14 protein-coding genes and 1 pseudogene are annotated in these 17041 nt (G+C 39.8%); 12 read left to right on the forward strand and 3 right to left on the reverse strand.

Annotation, left to right across the window (positions count from 1 at the left end):
* Positions 1-53 precede the first annotated feature (53 nt).
* Entirely contained in the window at positions 54-1127 is a 1074-nt protein-coding gene (locus tag RWN13_RS13055) for a glycerol dehydrogenase (protein WP_314064311.1), read from the forward strand.
* Positions 1128-1285: 158 nt separating this feature from the next.
* Here the strand turns inward: RWN13_RS13055 and RWN13_RS13060 are convergent, their stop codons facing one another.
* Entirely contained in the window at positions 1286-1933 is a 648-nt protein-coding gene (locus tag RWN13_RS13060) for a YigZ family protein (protein WP_314064313.1), read from the reverse strand.
* A 205-nt stretch (positions 1934-2138) separates the two neighbouring features.
* Between RWN13_RS13060 and RWN13_RS13065 the strand changes: the two genes are divergently transcribed.
* The 3 genes from RWN13_RS13065 to RWN13_RS13075 all read left to right on the forward strand — a co-directional run bounded on the left by RWN13_RS13065 (position 2139) and on the right by RWN13_RS13075 (position 4045).
* The gene (locus tag RWN13_RS13065) at positions 2139-2447 is read left to right on the forward strand and encodes a hypothetical protein (protein WP_314064315.1); all 309 of its coding nucleotides are present in this window, start codon (positions 2139-2141) and stop codon (positions 2445-2447) included.
* A gap of 293 nt (positions 2448-2740) precedes the next feature.
* Complete coding sequence (locus RWN13_RS13070) at positions 2741-3265, forward strand: hypothetical protein (RefSeq protein ID WP_314064318.1); 525 nt, start codon at positions 2741-2743, stop codon at positions 3263-3265.
* Positions 3266-3349: 84 nt separating this feature from the next.
* Positions 3350-4045, forward strand: coding sequence for a hypothetical protein (locus RWN13_RS13075; protein ID WP_314064321.1), 696 nt, complete (start codon positions 3350-3352; stop codon positions 4043-4045).
* A gap of 24 nt (positions 4046-4069) precedes the next feature.
* Here the strand turns inward: RWN13_RS13075 and RWN13_RS13080 are convergent, their stop codons facing one another.
* Positions 4070-4987, reverse strand: a complete 918-nt coding sequence (locus RWN13_RS13080) for an alpha/beta hydrolase (RefSeq protein WP_314064323.1) — start codon at positions 4985-4987, stop codon at positions 4070-4072.
* Between the two features lie 206 nt (positions 4988-5193).
* Here RWN13_RS13080 and RWN13_RS13085 point away from each other — a divergent pair, with 206 nt between their 5' ends.
* The 3 genes from RWN13_RS13085 (at position 5194) to hpf (ending at position 8010) form a co-directional block, all read left to right on the forward strand.
* The gene (locus RWN13_RS13085; RefSeq protein WP_314064326.1) at positions 5194-6549 is read left to right on the forward strand and encodes a DEAD/DEAH box helicase; all 1356 of its coding nucleotides are present in this window, start codon (positions 5194-5196) and stop codon (positions 6547-6549) included.
* Positions 6546-7232: a phosphoribosyltransferase family protein gene (locus tag RWN13_RS13090; RefSeq protein ID WP_314064329.1), complete on the forward strand. Its 687-nt coding sequence runs from the start codon at positions 6546-6548 to the stop codon at positions 7230-7232. Before RWN13_RS13085 ends, RWN13_RS13090 begins: the two co-directional genes overlap by 4 nt.
* A 211-nt stretch (positions 7233-7443) precedes the next feature.
* Entirely contained in the window at positions 7444-8010 is a 567-nt protein-coding gene (hpf, locus tag RWN13_RS13095; protein ID WP_209531069.1) for a ribosome hibernation-promoting factor, HPF/YfiA family, read from the forward strand.
* A 46-nt stretch (positions 8011-8056) separates the two neighbouring features.
* Here hpf and RWN13_RS13100 read toward each other — a convergent pair whose 3' ends face one another.
* A complete protein-coding gene (locus RWN13_RS13100) occupies positions 8057-8947 on the reverse strand; it encodes an alpha/beta hydrolase (RefSeq protein ID WP_314064332.1) in 891 nt (296 codons plus the stop codon).
* Positions 8948-9456: 509 nt separating this feature from the next.
* On the opposite strand from RWN13_RS13100, the gene secA reads away from it, so the two are divergent.
* From secA to cls, 5 genes and pseudogenes are all read left to right on the forward strand, one after another.
* Positions 9457-11985, forward strand: coding sequence for a preprotein translocase subunit SecA (gene secA / locus RWN13_RS13105; RefSeq protein WP_314064335.1), 2529 nt, complete (start codon positions 9457-9459; stop codon positions 11983-11985).
* 370 nt (positions 11986-12355) lie between these two features.
* Positions 12356-13478 (forward strand): peptide chain release factor 2 gene (prfB, locus tag RWN13_RS13110; protein WP_314064338.1). Its coding sequence is split into 2 segments (ribosomal slippage): positions 12356-12427 and positions 12429-13478, totalling 1122 coding nucleotides; the frame shifts between segments, so codons are not numbered across the junction.
* Positions 13479-13647: 169 nt separating this feature from the next.
* Positions 13648-14334, forward strand: a complete 687-nt coding sequence (gene ftsE, locus RWN13_RS13115; RefSeq protein WP_314064340.1) for a cell division ATP-binding protein FtsE — start codon at positions 13648-13650, stop codon at positions 14332-14334.
* Entirely contained in the window at positions 14327-15211 is an 885-nt protein-coding gene (ftsX, locus tag RWN13_RS13120; RefSeq protein ID WP_314064344.1) for a permease-like cell division protein FtsX, read from the forward strand. The genes ftsE and ftsX overlap by 8 nt, the downstream gene beginning before the upstream one ends.
* Before the next feature lie 183 nt (positions 15212-15394).
* Positions 15395-16839, forward strand: a pseudogene (cls, locus tag RWN13_RS13125) (cardiolipin synthase).
* Positions 16840-17041 lie beyond the last annotated feature (202 nt).

Below are 17041 nucleotides of genomic sequence, written 5' to 3' on the forward strand. Positions count from 1 at the left end.
TTTTATTTCAGTGATTTTGTGAAAGGTGTAACAATTCAACTAGGAGGAATTAGATGGTAAAAATTTTTGGTAGCCCCAGTCGTTATGTTCAGGGGCCAGGTGTTTTAAAATCTGAAAGTCGTTATCTTGAATTAGGCCGCCATGGCATATTAGTAACCGATCAAAGAGTCTGGGAAATATGTGGTGGCCAATTAGCTGACCAATTAAAGGAAAATGGTGTGGAGATTACACCCTTCTTTATTCAGAGTCAATCGTCGGAAGAAGAAATCATGGACTTGGTTAAGCAAAACCAAGATGGTGACGTTGATTTTGTGTTGGCGTTAGGAGGTGGGAAAGCCATTGATTTGGGGAAATCTGTCAGCTATCGGTTAGACTTGCCAGTGGCTGTTGTACCGACAGCAGCTAGCACTGACGCTCCAACTTCTGCGATTTCGGTAATTTACAGTTCTGATGGCTTATTTGAGAGGTATCATTACCATCATAAAAATCCGGATATTGTCTTAGTGGATACAGAGATTATTATTCAAGCACCCCCTTTTTTATTGAGTTCAGGAATAGCCGATGGATTGGCTACTTATGTGGAGGTGAGAGCGGTTGTGGCGGAAGGCAAACTTAACTTGCTGGGAGGAGAGCCCACTCTGACGGCGATTGCGATTGCTGAGAAATGTCAGGAGATTCTCTTTCAGCATGGCAAGGAAGCCGTGGTTGATAATCAGGAGAAGAGACTGACGCCGGCTTTTGAAGCGGTTGTAGAAGCGAATATTTTGCTTAGCGGTCTAGGGTTTGAAAGTGGCGGTTTAGCAGCGGCTCATGCTATTCAAAATGGGATGTCTGTTTTATCTGGCAAGGTCCAAACCTTGAGTCATGGGCAGAAAGTTGCTTTCGGAACTTTGACACAATTAGTCCTTGAAGGGAGACTTGAAGAGGTGCCTAGGTTTGTCGGATTTTATAAAGAGCTTGGATTGCCGACTAACTTAAGGGATTTGTTTATCAATGGGGCTGGTTCATTGATGGCAATTGCTAATCAAGCCACAGTTAACGGAGAAACAAGTCACTATAATGTAGAAGTGACACCTCAAAAAATAATTGACGCTATGCTGAAGGCTGACCAATTAGGTCAACCTTAAATAGGAGGGTGGGATTATAAGTTCCACCCTCTCATTCAGTTTCATGCATACTGTGCAATAGACAGGCTCTAAAAATCCGCTCCCTCCGCTGGCCTAACTACTAAAGAGGGACCTAAGAAGCAAGGTGACTTAATTTCCTAGATTGCTCCAGGTCTTGGTTAGTGGACTTTGGTGAGGTAGTCCGTTTCGAAATAGTTTTTTTCGCCAAGTGTGATGGTTCCTTGACCATTAAGGATATTAGTGACCTCTTGTTGAAAGGTTTCGACTTGATCGTCATCCACCATGCAAATCACGTTGACCACATCGGTGAACAGTGTTTCTTTAATCCCATACGAAGACTGTTCCATAAAGTTTTCGAGTTTACCATGATTACTGTAATCGATTTTAACGATAACTTCTTGTTGCAAGCGGCCTTCAGAGATGCCGATGACATCAAGAGCTTCTGAGACAACGCCACCATATGCCCGAATTAAGCCTCCCTTACCAAGCTCAGTTCCGCCAAAATAGCGAGTGACTACGGCTAGGGTGTTAATTAGGTTTCTTTTTTTTAGAACTTCTAGCATTGGAAGTCCTGCGGTGCCTGCTGGTTCACCATCGTCATTGCTGCGTTGAATTTCGTGACGATCACCGATGACAAAAGCGCTGCAATTGTGACTGGCTTTCCAATGTTCTTTCTTAATGTTTTGAATGAACTGTTTGGCGAGATCCTCAGTTTCCACTCTGGCGAGGGTACAAATAAAGCGTGATTTTTTTATTTCAATCTCGTGTTGACCCGTTTCTTTAACGGTTAAATAACGTGATAACATAATGCACCTCATTTCTCTTTTAGTATAGTATAAGTCAAAGGGCAGGCGCAAGTTTACTTTATCGCGAAAAATAGGGCAATCTACTGGACAAAGCTGGAAGCATTTGCAAGAATGGCATTATATGAGATAATATCAGTATAGACAGAGGACAAGTCATTAGCTCTGAACTATAAATGAGTTAAACTGCGAAGAAGAGGTGAAAGGAATGACGAATCACTACCAGTCAAGACGAGAACGTAAATACGATGCTGTCACCCGCTATATGTTGAGTAATGGCGGTTCTCAAGTGACGTTAACCTTTACTCAATTCGATGAGCTACTATTTCCATATAGTGGTTTACCAAGATCAGCAAGAACGACGGAAGATTGGTGGGCCAATGATTATAAGTATCCCGAAAAGGGAGCGTATGGCTGGCTAAATGCGAGTTATGAAGTTGTGCGGGTTAATTTAGAAAAAGAGTATGTAGTCTTTAATAAATTGATGAAGTCGACATTTTTATTGGAAAAAGAGTGAAGTTATTAGCTAAAATAACCGATACTAAAATAATAAGGTGATTGATTGGAATATAATAATGAATTTATTCACAAAAAAATCAACTAAAATAAAAAAATCTATTGCTTTTATTGAAAAGGTGATAGTAAAATAGGCAAAGTATGAATGAGGCAAGTGAGGCAAACTCTTTGCCTAGTGAGATGTCAGAAGCGGATAGGTATGAGAGGTTGATTTTCAATTAATTGAAAGTGGAGTTTGACATTTTTTCACAAAATCAGGCGTATAAATACTTGACGATAGAAGGAGAGATGCAGATGGACGTAGTTGAGGGACTTTTTGATGGGGATGCAATTGTTTTGAAAGACGAGTCGTCAGTTCCATTAAAAGACATTCGACGTGCGCGAATCGAGTTACACCCCTATTTATTATTTCCAGTTAAACTGGAACAAGCAGATGGTAGTTATGAGGAAGAAGAGACTGCCATCCTTTATCCTCACACGGTTGATCGTGAGCTGGATAAAGGAGCCTTGGTCTATGGCGAAAAAAGACCGACTAGAATATTGCACTACGTTCCTTACGAAGATAATAGGATTATCCGGAAGCCGGATTTAAGACATCCTCATACAGTCAAAATGTTAGGATATCGTGAGCTGATTATTGAGCGACAGGATGGAACGGAAGTTCGTGTTGATTTTGATGGCAATTGTTACCATATTCCTCAAGGGGTGACAACCTTGCTTAACGGCCAAGAAGAAGTTGCGCTAGAAGAATTTTTTGATCGACCGTCAGAATTGGCCAATATTATCAAAAAAGCGGGAATTGAAGTTTATTCGAAATAGTGAGCATGATGGTGTGGCTGACGTCTTGTCGGCTACGCTTTTTGTTTGCTTCCGGACAGCTTATTTGAAAGGAGAGGTTATTAGGTGAACTATTTTGATGCTCAACGCATAGGTAATCGTTATTTAGATGGGCTACTCATGCGGGAAAATCAAGAAGAATGGGTGTGGTACCATTGTTATAACTACTTTAGCACAAGCCGTTACCGAAACTTAAGGGCAACTGATTATAATATGTTGTCTTTACACCTAAGTGTTTATTTAGCTCAAGCGAATATGTATCATGGCTCCTCTTTTATTTTGCAACATGGCTATAAGGTACACCGGGAAGCAATTCAGTTAATTTGTTCACCAGACTATCATGAGTTAAGTGGGATTTCTTGTCAGGATTTATCTTTAGAAGCGAATCGGGATCGTTTATTTGAATTGACAGATAATATTACCGAAATCTATCATAGAATCAGACAGGCTACTTATGCAAGTTTACAAAAAAAAGAGCCAGAAAGTCCGGTCTCACAGCAACTAATTACAAAAGTTTTACTTGGCACTTTAGGCTGCATCCCCTCATTTGATAGTCGAGCTCAAGGCGTTTTTAGAGAGTTTGATTTAGGCCCTCAAACTTATTCACCTGAGTCCGTGACGAGTTTAATTAACTTTTATCAAAGAGAAGAAGCAGACTTTACTCAATTGGCCCAGATTATCCATAGTCGGCAAGTGGAAGTTCCGCAGATGAAATTAATTGATATTATTTTACAAAATGCTGCACGAGAAAAGAACGTCTGATTAATTGACCAGACGTTCTTTTTGCTATAAATGACGGTTTAACCAATTTAAAATATCCATCATGACCATTTGCTTCTCATTCTCATTAAGAATTTCATGTCGCAAGTCACGATAAAGGTGGAGAGTGACATCTTTAAAATCTGCCTCTGCCAGTTCATTGGCAACTTCTCTAGGACCTTTACCAAAGTCACCAACTGGATCTTGCTCACCACTGGTAATATATATCGGTAGTTCTCGTTGAATGGGCTCAAACCAGTTGATCTCAGTGGCTTTACTCATTAAGGTGAAGAGCGTATGAAACCCATTGTTAGTAAAAACAAATCCCATTTTAGGGTGAGCGATATAAGTCCTTACGTTGTCTGGATTTTTAGAGAGCCAATCAAAACTGGATTTTTTTTCAGGGAAGTGCTTAGCAAAGCCTCCAAAGGCCAGTTTATCAAAAAAGTGATTGATACTTTTCGGCTGTTGTTGATTTAATGCTTTTGCTAGTGGTAAAGCGAATTTTAGTTCTGAACGTCGCCCTCCGGTTCCCATAATAATGGCACCTGCCAAATGTGTGGAATAGCGGGTTAAATAATTTCGTAATACGAAGGATCCCATGCTGTGGCCCATTATAAAGAGGGGCAAGTCAGGATGCTGAACTTGAATTAGTTCAGTTACTTGATAGGTGTCTTCAATTAACAGGTTAGCACTTTGCGAGTCTGAAAAATAGCCGTATAGGGGTTCAGTTTTTGAGACGGACTGGCCGTGACCTAAGTGATCATGTCCGATGACCAGAAAATCCTGCGCCACCAAATAATTAGCAAATTCGTCATATCGCTCAATAAATTCAGCCATCCCATGGACCAATTGTAAAATGGCTTTCGGTTTCTCAGGGGTCCATTGGACAAGGTGGAGCGTCGTTAAAGCATCTTTTGAAGGAAGTTCTATATGGGTTTTCATTGATTTCGTCCTTTCGAGTCGTTAAATAGTCGTGTAGTCACTCATCTGATTTGTGGCATAGGTCATTTATTTGACCCAATAATTAGGGTTTCTGTGTATGGATTACTCACAGTATAGTCCATTTTAGAAAACTTTCCCAATAAAATAAATGACTTTTCTTATTTTTTGCGAAATATATAGTAAGAGCTTTTGGAAGGGAGAGGTGGATGATGAGAGGATTAAGCTATTTTTCTGGCCGACGTTTGTTACTTAGTGAGGTTCCCAAAGAACTGAGAGGGGTATTGGAAAATGCCAGAATTAAACAATATCCAGCCATGGAAATAGTCGGCCAAACTGTGGAATGTTTGCGCTGTCATAGGGTTCATCAGAGAGAGACGGTTAAAATTGTCAATGAGTTTGAGACTTTTTATTATTGTCCTAGCTGTATTCAACTTGGGAGAGTGCAAAGTAATTTATTCTTATACAGCAGTCAGTGGCGGCCAAAGAGGGGCCAAGCAAAGGTTGTATTAGATTGGCAAGGCCAATTAACAGAGAGTCAAAGAGAGGTATCTGAAAAAGTGAGGGCCGTAGTAGAAATGAAGGGGGCTCTTTTGGTACATGCTGTAACGGGGGCAGGTAAAACAGAGATGTTGTTTGAGGGGCTTCATTCTGCTTTAAATCGAGGGTGGCGGGTTGCGTTGGTGACCCCTCGAGTGGATGTTTGTTTGGAGTTATTTCCGCGACTTCAAGCTGTTTTCCCAGGGCTGGAAATTGGATTATTGTATGGGAAACAAAAGCAGAGATATCGTTATTCGCCCTTAGTAATTTGTACGACGCATCAATTGTTACGATTTTATCAGGCTTTTGATGTGTTAATTGTCGATGAAGTCGACGCATTTCCTTATGTGGATAATCAGATGTTGCAAGTGGCGGCAGTCAATGCGAAAAAGAAAAATGGCGCCCATATTATGCTGAGTGCCACCTCGACTGTTAAGTTGGAGAAAGAGGTTGCGTCAGGGCGCTTGGAAAAAATTATCTTGCCTGCCCGCTTTCACGGGTACCCATTACCGGTGCCTGAGGGGCGCTGGCTGGCTAACTGGCATCAGTTGGGAAAGGGCAGACTGCCATCCTCGTTTAAAGGGCTGTTGGTAGGGCAGATTGAACAGCAGCGCCAAACATTGATCTTTTGCCCAACTGTTGATTGGCTAAAGGAGATGAGTCAGCTGTTAGTCAAGGAGTTTCCCCAGTCTGCGATTGGTTCTGCCCATGCAAAAGACGATCAACGTTATGAAAAGATTGAATCTATCAGAGCTCAGACGTATGACTTTTTTTTGACGACAACCATTTTAGAAAGAGGGGTTACTTTCCCCAATATTGATGTTATCGTCATGGGCAGTAATCATCGAGTATACAGTCAGTCTGCTTTAATTCAAATGGCGGGCCGAGTGGGACGGAGTAATCGGGATCCCATAGGCAGTGTCTGGTTTATTCATGACGGTTGGAGCAGGGCCATGAAAGGGGCTGTTCGAGAGATTCGCCAATTAAATCGTTCGGCCAGAGAAAAGGGGCTGATTAGAGAATGAGATGCGTGTACTGTCAACAACATTTCACTGAGAATTTATCCTTAAGAGACATTTTTTTATTAGAAAAACTATTGCCTAAAGAACTTTGCAGAAGTTGTCGACGTCTTTTTACTTTAAATGACCATTCAGATAAGTGTTTGGGCTGCGATAAAGTATCAGCCATCGATTATTGCCAGGATTGCCAGGCGTGGCAGCGGGCTATTCCTGGTGTTGAGTTGAATCATGAAAGCTTGTTTTGTTATGATGAAGCTCTTCACGATTGGTTTCAACAGTATAAATTTAAAGGGGATATTCGCCTGTCTCACTCTTTTAGTCAAGAGTTAAACGCTTATTTTCGGAAGTATGCTCAATGGCTTATTGTTCCGATTCCCGTTTCTGCCAGTCGTTTAAAAAGCAGAGGCTTTAACCAAGTGGAGGAGCTGTTAAAGGCGGCCATGGTTCCGTATGTCTCTTTGTTGAAAAAGCAAACGCAAGCTGAAGTGCCTCAGTCCAATAAAACAAGACATGATCGGTTAAAGACGCCTCAGAGTTTTTATCTAGCTGAAAAAAAGAGCCTGATAACAAAACGACAAGTGTTAGTCGTGGATGATGTTTACACGACAGGTCGTACTATTTTACATGCAAAAGAATGTCTGGCTCAAGGTCAACCGCTTGGGCTTAAAACATTCTCTTTAGCTCGCTGAAATAAAAAAATTAAGAATTTGTTATTAAACTAAAAACCGATGTAAAGCCATTACATAAGAGGAAAAAAAATAGTTGTTATCTATTTTCCAAAAAAAGAGAACAATAATTGTATTTTAATCGGAACTTAGTTATAATAAAGGTAAGAAGAAACAGACGGGAAGAGTGGTCCTTTCCAGTTTCTTTCAATGGTAGACGAAAGGGGTAATTGCTATGCTAAGATTTAACATCAGAGGAGAAAACATTGAGGTAACGGATGCTATTAGAGCTTATGTGGAAAAAAGAGTGTCTAAGTTAGAACGCTACTTTGATAAAGAACGTTCTCCTGAAGCAACAGCTCATGTAAATTTGAAAGTTTATTCAGATAAAAACGCCAAAGTGGAAGTTACAATTCCACTACCATATATCGTGTTAAGAGCAGAAGAAACGTCTCATGATTTATATGCTAGTATTGACTTAGTTGTTGATAAACTAGAGCGACAAATCCGTAAATTTAAGACAAGAATCAACCGCAAACAACGTGAGGTAGCTGTAGATACCCAAACAGCGGCAGTTTTCTTAAATGGTCAAGCAGAAGCTGATACTGAAGCTAAAGAGCATGAACTTGAAATTGTTAGAACCAAACGCCTATCATTAAAACCAATGGACAGTGAAGAAGCTGTATTACAAATGAACATGTTAGGACATAATTTCTTTATCTTTGAAGATGCCGAAACCAATGGCACTAGCATCGTTTACAGTCGTAAAGACGGAAAATACGGTTTAATTGAAACCAACTAAGGTTAATTAAATAATTAAAAAAAAGGTAAAAATTCATTTTGAATTTTTACCTTTTTTTCAGGCTTGTTATTAGTTCTGGGGTTGGTAATTTAGACTGGTCAGTGTCAGATAAAAAGTCCCTGACCCAATCACTGACCTCCTGGTTATCGCTAATCAGTCCAACATGGCTAGCGCCTCGCCCGTAACTTAAGCGTTCTTGGTAAGAATCAACGTATTCTGGAAAAATTAAACGGGAACCTAAAGCGCTACTAATAGGCACAACTGTATCGGAGTATGATAAATCCCCGACATCTCCAGCAATTGCTAGGACATTTAATGTGGAAGGCAGCTGTTCCTTTTTTTTCAAAAATTTATCGAAGTAGGGGTCTTGATTGGTTAAATCCTTAAAATCTAAGGGATTGCCAGCGTTTAAGGGTTTTAAGTCGTTAAAGGGGGCACCGATCATCACCAGCTTATTTAAAGCTGGCAGGTCCCTGTATTCAGAAAAACTTTCTGCGAAATAACCAGCTGCTAAGCCGCCATTTGAAAAACCGACTAGGTCGGCTGTTTCAAACTGGTAGTGTGTCGTTAAATCTTGCAAGAGAGCCGCTAATCCTTGGCTCCACTCTTCGATTGGAGCCTCCCCCTCCTCAAATCCGACAAATATTAGTGGCAATAAGGCCTGATCGCTAAGTTTATTGAGATAGGTCAGATGCTGATTGCCGTCAATGGTAACCATCAGTGAATCTGTTCCTTGGGAGGCCGCTATCTTTTGTGCAAAGGCTGTCAGGTCGTTTTCTGATCCACCGCTACCGTGAAGAAAAATGATCGGTGTGTGCTCACTTAGATTTAGTTTCGGTTGTTCGACTGTAGCAGTAGCCTTTGAATGTGTGGTTGGGCTGCAGCCTGTAAAAAAAAGAACCAGGAAAACAGTCACTTTTAGAAAACTCTTATTCATAATAAAAAGATAATCCTTTCAAGAAAACATGATACCTTATTATAACTCACGGATATAAAAATAAACATGGGGGAATGTTACTGAAGAAAGGTCATGTTTTTAGGTGTCTAAGCATACTGATAGCTAATTTAATTATTATTGTAATAAAATATGATTAAGTAAGGGCTTTGCTTGTTGGGAAAATAAGGAAAGAGCGACTTGAATGAATCAGTTTTTTAGGGGGAAGTCCTGATTTAAGCCTTTTTCAGACTTGAAACTGATTGGTCTTTAATCTAGGCGTAAGGGGAAAGAGTGGTACCAATTGAGGTGGGAAATCAGTGGTTTTTGAAGAAACCTTTGAAAAAGATTGATTAATTCTTTCTAAAAGCAGGATATCGCTAAAAATTGTTTCATTTTCAACATAAAAATGCTAGAATAAAAAAGATGGGGTAATATCTCAATTTTTATTATGAAATGTAGATAAAATGTAATCAGTTTTATTCTATTAGGGAAAGGAAAGACAAGACAAGATGGCTAATTTTCTTAAAAAAATTATCGAAAGCGACAAGAAAGAATTGCGTCGCTTAGAAAAAATAGCAGACCAAGTTGACAGCTATGCTAAACAAATGGAAGCCTTAAGCGATGAACAGATTAAAGCAAAGACTGAGGAGTTCAAAGTAAGATATCAAAAAGGTGAAACTTTGGATCAATTATTACCGGAGGCTTTTGCAACAGTTCGTGAAGCGTCTAAACGTGTGTTGGGATTATACCCTTACAAAGTTCAGTTAATGGGGGGAACGGTCTTACACGATGGTAACATCCCAGAAATGAAAACTGGTGAAGGTAAAACCTTAACAGCGACAATGCCCGTTTATTTAAATGCCATGACAGGCGAAGGGGTTCACGTTGTGACAGTTAATGAGTACTTGGCAACACGTGATGCCAGCGAAATGGGTGAGTTGTATAACTTCCTTGGCCTATCTGTTGGGTTAAACTTAAATTCTAAATCATCTGAAGAGAAACGTCATGCTTATGCGTGTGACATTACTTATAGCACGAATAATGAATTAGGTTTTGATTATTTGCGTGACAACATGGTGGTTTACCGTGAACAAATGGTACAACGACCTTTAAACTATGCGATTGTCGATGAGGTTGATTCCATTTTAATTGATGAAGCCAGAACGCCTTTAATTATTTCAGGACAAGCAGAGAAATCAACTGCATTGTATGCACGTGCGGATAATTTTGTGAAGCGTTTAGTTGATGAGGAGGATTATAAGATTGATGTTCAATCTAAAACCATCGCGTTGACAGAAGAAGGTATTTCAAAAGCGGAAGAAACATTCGGAATTGACAACTTATACGACATTGATAATACTGCTTTGACACATCACATTGATAATTCACTACGAGCAAACTACATCATGTTACGTGACATTGATTATGTGGTACAAGAAGGAAAAGTCATGATCGTAGACCAATTTACTGGTCGTATTATGGATGGACGTCGTTATTCTGACGGTCTTCACCAAGCGATTGAAGCTAAAGAAGCAGTTGAAATTGAAGATGAAACCAAAACAATGGCAAACGTGACATTCCAGAACTATTTCCGGATGTACAAAAAATTGTCAGGAATGACTGGTACGGCAAAAACAGAGGAAGAAGAATTCCGCGAGATTTACAATATCGAAGTGATTCAAATTCCAACCAATCGTCCAATTGTTCGTGATGATCGCCCAGATTTATTGTATCCAACTTTGGAAAGTAAATTTAATGCTGTAACAGCGGATATTAAAGAGCGTCACCGCAAAGGGCAGCCTGTTCTTGTGGGGACAGTGGCAGTGGAAACTTCTGAGTACTTATCGCAATTATTAAATCGTGAAAAAGTCCCTCATGAAGTCTTAAATGCTAAAAATCACTTTAAAGAAGCGGATATTATTTTAAATGCGGGCCAAAAAGGTGCGGTAACAATCGCGACCAATATGGCGGGGCGTGGTACTGATATTAAACTTGGCCTTGGTGTGAAAGAACTTGGCGGTTTAGCAGTTATCGGGACTGAACGTCATGAATCTCGTCGTATTGATAATCAGCTACGTGGACGTGCAGGTCGTCAAGGAGATCCAGGTGTGACCCAATTCTATCTGTCACTGGAAGATGACTTGATGAAACGCTTTGGTTCAGATCGTGTGAAAGCTATGCTTGATCGCTTTAAGATTGAGGAAGACGATGCAGTTATTCAAAGTAAAATGTTATCAAAACAAGTTGAATCTGCACAAAAACGTGTTGAGGGTAATAACTATGATACACGTAAAAATGTTCTTCAATATGATGATGTGATGCGTGAGCAACGTGAAATAATGTATGGCCAACGCAACCAAGTAATCATGGAAGATGATAGCTTAACTGACGTTCTTTTAGGAATGGTCGAACGAGCAATCAACCGCAGTGTGGATGATCATACGGCATTTGAAAAAGAAACGGATTGGAATTACGAAGGGATTGTTGATTTCGCTCGCTCATGTTTAGTCCATGAAGATGCTATCAGCTTGGAAGATGTCAAAGGCAAGAAGCCTGCTGAAATCAAGGCGATGTTAATCGATATGGCGAAAGCTGTCTATCAGGCAAAAGCTGACGTTTTAAATGGCAGTGAACAATTACTTGAATTCCAAAAAGTTGTGATCTTGCGTGTAGTTGATATGAAGTGGACAGATCATATTGATGCCATGGACCAATTACGTGAGTCAATTGGTTTGCGTGCTTACGGACAAAATAATCCACTTGTTGAATACCAACAAGAAGGGTATAAAATGTTCGAAACAATGATTGGCGCCATCGAATTTGATACAACGCGTCTCTTTATGAAAGCAGAAATCAGACAAAACGTTCAACGGGAACAAGTAGCCCAAGGCGAAGCGGTTCATCCAACGGAAGAAGACGGACGAGTTGATGCGGATCAACGCAAGAAACCACGTCAAGTTGATAAAGTTGGCCGAAATGATTTATGCCCATGTGGTAGTGGTAAGAAATACAAAAACTGTCACGGTAAAAACGACTAATGAGTCAATGCGGTTTGGAGCCTTCCAAGCCGCATTTGCTTTGTGTAGAATGGAAAAAACGCGCGATTTTGTCGTGAATACTGTGATATTTTCAGAAATTAAGATAAACTTATTTGAAAATACAAAGCGTCATACTAGAAAATTCACAAAAAAGTTGTACAATTGGTAATGGAGAATTTGTTTTATTGGAAAGCTGTACAGTAATGGAGACAGAAACAAAAGAATGTGTCTGTCACAGTAATGACTGGCTTTTATGACTTGATTCTTGAGAGAGTTGATTAAAAGGGGAAGTGGTGAAGATTATCACCACACTTTTTCTAATTTTTTGAAGAACTAAACAAGTCAAAAAGCGTTTCAAGGAGGAAAAGTTATGGAAATCAGTGAGTTGAAAAACGAAATCGAAAGCACAAAGCAAAAAATCGGTGACTTCAGGAGGTCTCTTTGACTTAGATGACTTAGAGGAACAGATTGCAGGTTGCGAAGAACAAATGGCAGATCCGGCCTTCTGGAATGATAATGATGCGGCTCAAGAAGTTATTAATCGTAATAACTTCTTGAAAAGTAAGTATCAGGCTTTTATGGATTTAGCAGAAGAGCATGAAGAGTTGTCATTAATGTTGGAAATGCAACAAGAAGATTTCGATGAAAGTCTTCATCAGGAGCTAATAGAGCGGTTAAAATCCTTTACTGAGCGCTTGGGTGCTTACGAGTTGGAGCAGTTGTTAAATCAACCATATGATAACAATAACGCGATTTTAGAATTACACCCAGGGGCGGGTGGAACCGAATCTCAGGATTGGGGAGACATGCTCTTAAGGATGTACACACGTTGGGCTAATAATCATGATTTTACCCTGGAGTATCTCGATTACAGTGGCGGTGATGAGGCAGGGATTAAGAGCGCGACGATCCTGATTAAGGGCTATAATGCCTACGGTTATTTAAAATCTGAAAAAGGGGTTCATCGCTTAGTTAGAATATCGCCATTTGATTCAGCTAGTCGCCGTCATACGTCTTTTTGTTCCGTTGATGTTATGCCGGAATTAGCCGGTGATATTGAAGTGGCAATTAACCCTGATGATATTAAGATGGATACATTCAGAGCCAGCGGTGCTGGTGGTCAGCATGTTAATAAAACTGATTCTGCCGTTCGTTTGACTCACATTCCAACCGGGTTTGTCGTCTCAAGTCAGGCACAACGGTCTCAATTAAAAAATAGAGAGCAAGCTATGGGCATGTTGCGGGCAAAGCTATATCAGTTGGAAGTTGAGAAAAAAGAGCAAGAAGCAGCAGCTTTACGAGGCGAACAGTTAGAAATTGGTTGGGGATCGCAAATCAGATCCTATGTGTTTCACCCGTATTCAATGGTTAAAGACCATCGAACTAACTATGAAGTGGGAAATACTCAAGCTGTGATGGATGGGGATATTGACGGGTTTATTGATGCATACTTGCGCTTGAGTTTGTCGCGTAATGAAGACAGTGAGTTATAAATGAAATATATTTGTAATTAAATGTTAGATGAATTACAATAATCAAGTGATATAATAAATGGAGTCTTGCTTATGTTAATTAAAACCTGCTAGTGTTCAATCCATTATCAAGTTAGGACATTGGGCTAAAAAAGCTACAAGTGACTATTGAAAGATAGGGGAATGTTAAATGATTGAAATGAAAGATGTTATGAAGAAGTACTCAAATGGAACAACAGCGATCAGAAATATCTCCGTTAAAATTGAACAAGGAGAGTTTGTTTATGTTGTCGGGCCAAGTGGTGCTGGGAAATCAACATTTATCAAATTAATGTATCGTGAAGAAAAAGCGACGAAAGGCATGTTGAACGTCGTCGGATACGATTTAGTTAAAATAAAAAATAAAAACGTTCCGCTTTTGCGTCGTGAAATCGGAATTGTTTTCCAAGATTACAAACTGTTGCCTAAGAAAACCATTTATGAGAATGTTGCCTATGCTATGCAAGTCATCGGCAAACGCCCCCGTGAAATTAAACGTCGGGTAATGGAGGTCTTGGATTTAGTTGGCTTGCGCCATAAAGTTCGCGTTTTTCCTAGCGAATTATCTGGTGGTGAGCAACAACGTGTGGCGATAGCGAGAGCGATTGTTAACACGCCCAAAGTTCTGATTGCCGATGAACCAACAGGTAACTTGGATCCAGAGAACTCATGGGAAATCATGAAGTTATTGGATAAAATCAACACTCAAGGAACGACAGTCGTGATGGCAACCCATAACAGTACTATTGTTAATACGATTCGTCACCGTGTTCTGGCAGTGGAAAACGGTCGGATTATTCGTGACCAGCATGAAGGGGAGTATGGCTACGATGATTAGAAATTTTTTCCGTCATGTAGGCGAGAGTTTAAAAAGTTTAAAGCGTAATGGCTGGATGACCTTAGCGTCTGTCAGTGCCGTTACGGTGACATTAGTATTAGTCGGTGTATTTCTTTCGGTTATTCTAAATGTTTCTAAGTTAGCGAAAGATGTGGAAGACGCTGTGGATGTCTCTGTTTTCGTTGAAATTGGCACAAAAGAACCAGAGTTAGGTCACTTGGAAGATGAATTAAAGGCATTGCCTGCTGTTAAAAAGGTGAAATTTTCCAGTAATCAGGACGAGTACAAACGTCTTGTAGAAACTATGGGAGATACTTGGAAACTGTTTAGTGGGGATGAAAACCCGCTTTATGATGTCTTTGTTGTTAGTGCTGACAGCCCTCAGGATATTAAGAAAGTTCAAAAGGCTGCCGAGCAATTAAAAAATGTCGATCGGGCCGATTATGGTGGGGTTTCATCTGATAAGATTTTACTTATCTCCAATGGTGTCCGTAAGTGGGGAATTTTAGCGACAGGGCTGTTGATTTTTGTTGCCGTCTTTTTAATCTCTAATACGATTCGGATTACGATTATTTCACGGAAACGTGAAATTCAAATCATGCGCCTAGTGGGGGCTAAAAATGGTTTTATCCGTTGGCCTTTCTTTTTTGAAGGTGCTTGGATAGGTGTTTTAGGTGCTGCGGTGCCAATCATCTTAATGACTTTTGGTTACATGCAAGTTTATTACTTGGTTAATCCGAACTTACTTCGTTCAGGTTATTCATTGCTAAGTCCAGATAAGATTGTGATGCAAGTTAATTCACTCATGTTGTTAATCGGTGTATTAATTGGGTCTGTTGGGTCGATACTCTCAATGAGACGATTCTTGAAAATATAAGCGTAAAGCAATTGACTGTGGGGTAACTCAGGTCAATTGCTTTTTTTGTCTGTGAAATCTTACTTATATGTAATGGCAATTCTTAAAAGCCATCAAAACAATAGATTTCTTCGTCCTTTACATTTCTGTCTATTTTATGGACTGTTAAAGGCTACTTATTTTACAGTGAGAAAAGTGGTGTGGATGACTTATATGTTAAACAATATGACGACTGTTATTTTGATATTAAACGTTATCTTGGCTTTTACCATTGTTTTTTTAGAGAGAAAGGCTACAGCCCAAACACGGGCTTGGTTGCTAGTACTAATCTTTGTCCCGATTTTAGGGTTTCTTTTATATTTTTTTAGGAAGAGGTTTGTCAAAAGAAAAAATATTTGATATGCGGATGCAAGAAAAGTAGGGCTTGAAGAAGTTCTGGATAAACAGATCTTGGATTTGGAAAATGGTGTATTTCCAGTTTCCCACACGGAAACAGTTGATGCAGCCGAGTTGATTTATATGATGTTAATCTATGATGACGGGTTATTCACGGCAAACAATCAGGTTCAACTGTTTACCGATGGTGAGGAAAAGTTTGATTCAGTAATTAGAGATATTCGAGCGGCTGACTATCATGTACATGTCCAGTACTACCTTTATCGGAATGATGAGTTAGGACAGCGCCTGCGAGATGAGTTGATAACAGCCTCTGAAAGAGGGGTTAAAGTAAGACTTTTAATCGATGGCTGGGGTTCTTGGTGTATTGAGAACTCTTTCTTTCAACCCTTGCTCGAAACTGGTGGCTCTGCTGAAGTGTTTTTTCCTTTATTTTTACCATATATCAATCCTCGCTTGCAATATCGAAATCATCGTAAAATAGTGGTAGTTGATGGGAAAATTGGTTATACGGGTGGTTTTAATGTTGGCGATGAGTACTTGGGTAAAGTTGAAAAGTTTGGGTACTGGCGAGACAATCATCTACGGATTTGTGGTGAGGCGGTTTACTCCCTGCAAAGTCGCTTCTTAATGGATTGGAATTCTCAAAAGAAGGCTAAAACAGCGTTTTAACCAGATTTTTTTCCAGTGATTGTGGCGACAGGCGATAAAGACGTCCAGATTATTACTAGTGGTCCCGATTCTACTCATGAACAAATCAAAATGGTTTATCTCAAGATGATAAATTTAGCTAAAAAGGAAATTTTAATTCAGTCTCCGTATTATATTCCTGACGAATCGATTCACGAGGCCTTGCGACTGTCCTTGTTATCAGGTGTGAAGGTTCTTTGCAAATTCCCAATAAGCCTGATCATATGATGGTTTATTGAGCAACCTATTCATTTGCTGCTGAATTAATTGAGTTAGGTGCAATTGCGGAAACCTCTGAAGGGGGATTTATGCATTCCAAGACAGTTGTCATTGATGGTGAGGTTGTTTCGATTGGGTCGGCTAATTTTGATAATCGTTCCTTTCGTTTGGATTTTGAAGTCAATGCTATGGTCTATGATATACCTCTGGCTCAAGAAGTGAGGGCGGCCTTTTTCAAAGATTCACGGCAATCAGCGATATTGACGGCTGAAAAATATCAAAAGCGAGGCTTAGTCATTAAGTTTAAAGAAGGGCTGGCAAGGTTGATCTCGCCTTTGCTTTAATAAAACAAAGAAAAAGAGCATTCCTTGGGGAATACTCTTTTTCTTTTATAAGGGATGATAAATATTTTTCTCGCTGTTGGGTGATTATGGGGAATTAACCAACATGAGAAATTGAAACCATTAAGGAGCAATTTAACCGATGTTTTTGGACTTAACAAGTAAAGAACATTATTTAAACATTACAGTAGGGATTGGGGAAGTT

Source organism: uncultured Vagococcus sp., assembly GCF_963518325.1.
Classification (GTDB): Bacteria; Bacillota; Bacilli; order Lactobacillales; family Vagococcaceae; genus Vagococcus_D.

What these genes read in the sequence shown, in the direction of transcription:
- RWN13_RS13100 (WP_314064332.1), bottom strand. Translation starts at nt 8,947, where the DNA reads ATGAATAAGAGTTTTCTAAAAGTGACTGTTTTCCTGGTTCTTTTTTTT.
- ftsX (WP_314064344.1), top strand. Translation starts at nt 14,327, where the DNA reads ATGATTAGAAATTTTTTCCGTCATGTAGGCGAGAGTTTAAAAAGTTTA.
- hpf (WP_209531069.1), top strand. Translation starts at nt 7,444, where the DNA reads ATGCTAAGATTTAACATCAGAGGAGAAAACATTGAGGTAACGGATGCT.
- RWN13_RS13090 (WP_314064329.1), top strand. Translation starts at nt 6,546, where the DNA reads ATGAGATGCGTGTACTGTCAACAACATTTCACTGAGAATTTATCCTTA.
- RWN13_RS13060 (WP_314064313.1), bottom strand. Translation starts at nt 1,933, where the DNA reads ATGTTATCACGTTATTTAACCGTTAAAGAAACGGGTCAACACGAGATT.
- secA (WP_314064335.1), top strand. Translation starts at nt 9,457, where the DNA reads ATGGCTAATTTTCTTAAAAAAATTATCGAAAGCGACAAGAAAGAATTG.
- RWN13_RS13070 (WP_314064318.1), top strand. Translation starts at nt 2,741, where the DNA reads ATGGACGTAGTTGAGGGACTTTTTGATGGGGATGCAATTGTTTTGAAA.
- RWN13_RS13055 (WP_314064311.1), top strand. Translation starts at nt 54, where the DNA reads ATGGTAAAAATTTTTGGTAGCCCCAGTCGTTATGTTCAGGGGCCAGGT.
- RWN13_RS13080 (WP_314064323.1), bottom strand. Translation starts at nt 4,987, where the DNA reads ATGAAAACCCATATAGAACTTCCTTCAAAAGATGCTTTAACGACGCTC.
- RWN13_RS13065 (WP_314064315.1), top strand. Translation starts at nt 2,139, where the DNA reads ATGACGAATCACTACCAGTCAAGACGAGAACGTAAATACGATGCTGTC.
- ftsE (WP_314064340.1), top strand. Translation starts at nt 13,648, where the DNA reads ATGATTGAAATGAAAGATGTTATGAAGAAGTACTCAAATGGAACAACA.
- RWN13_RS13085 (WP_314064326.1), top strand. Translation starts at nt 5,194, where the DNA reads ATGATGAGAGGATTAAGCTATTTTTCTGGCCGACGTTTGTTACTTAGT.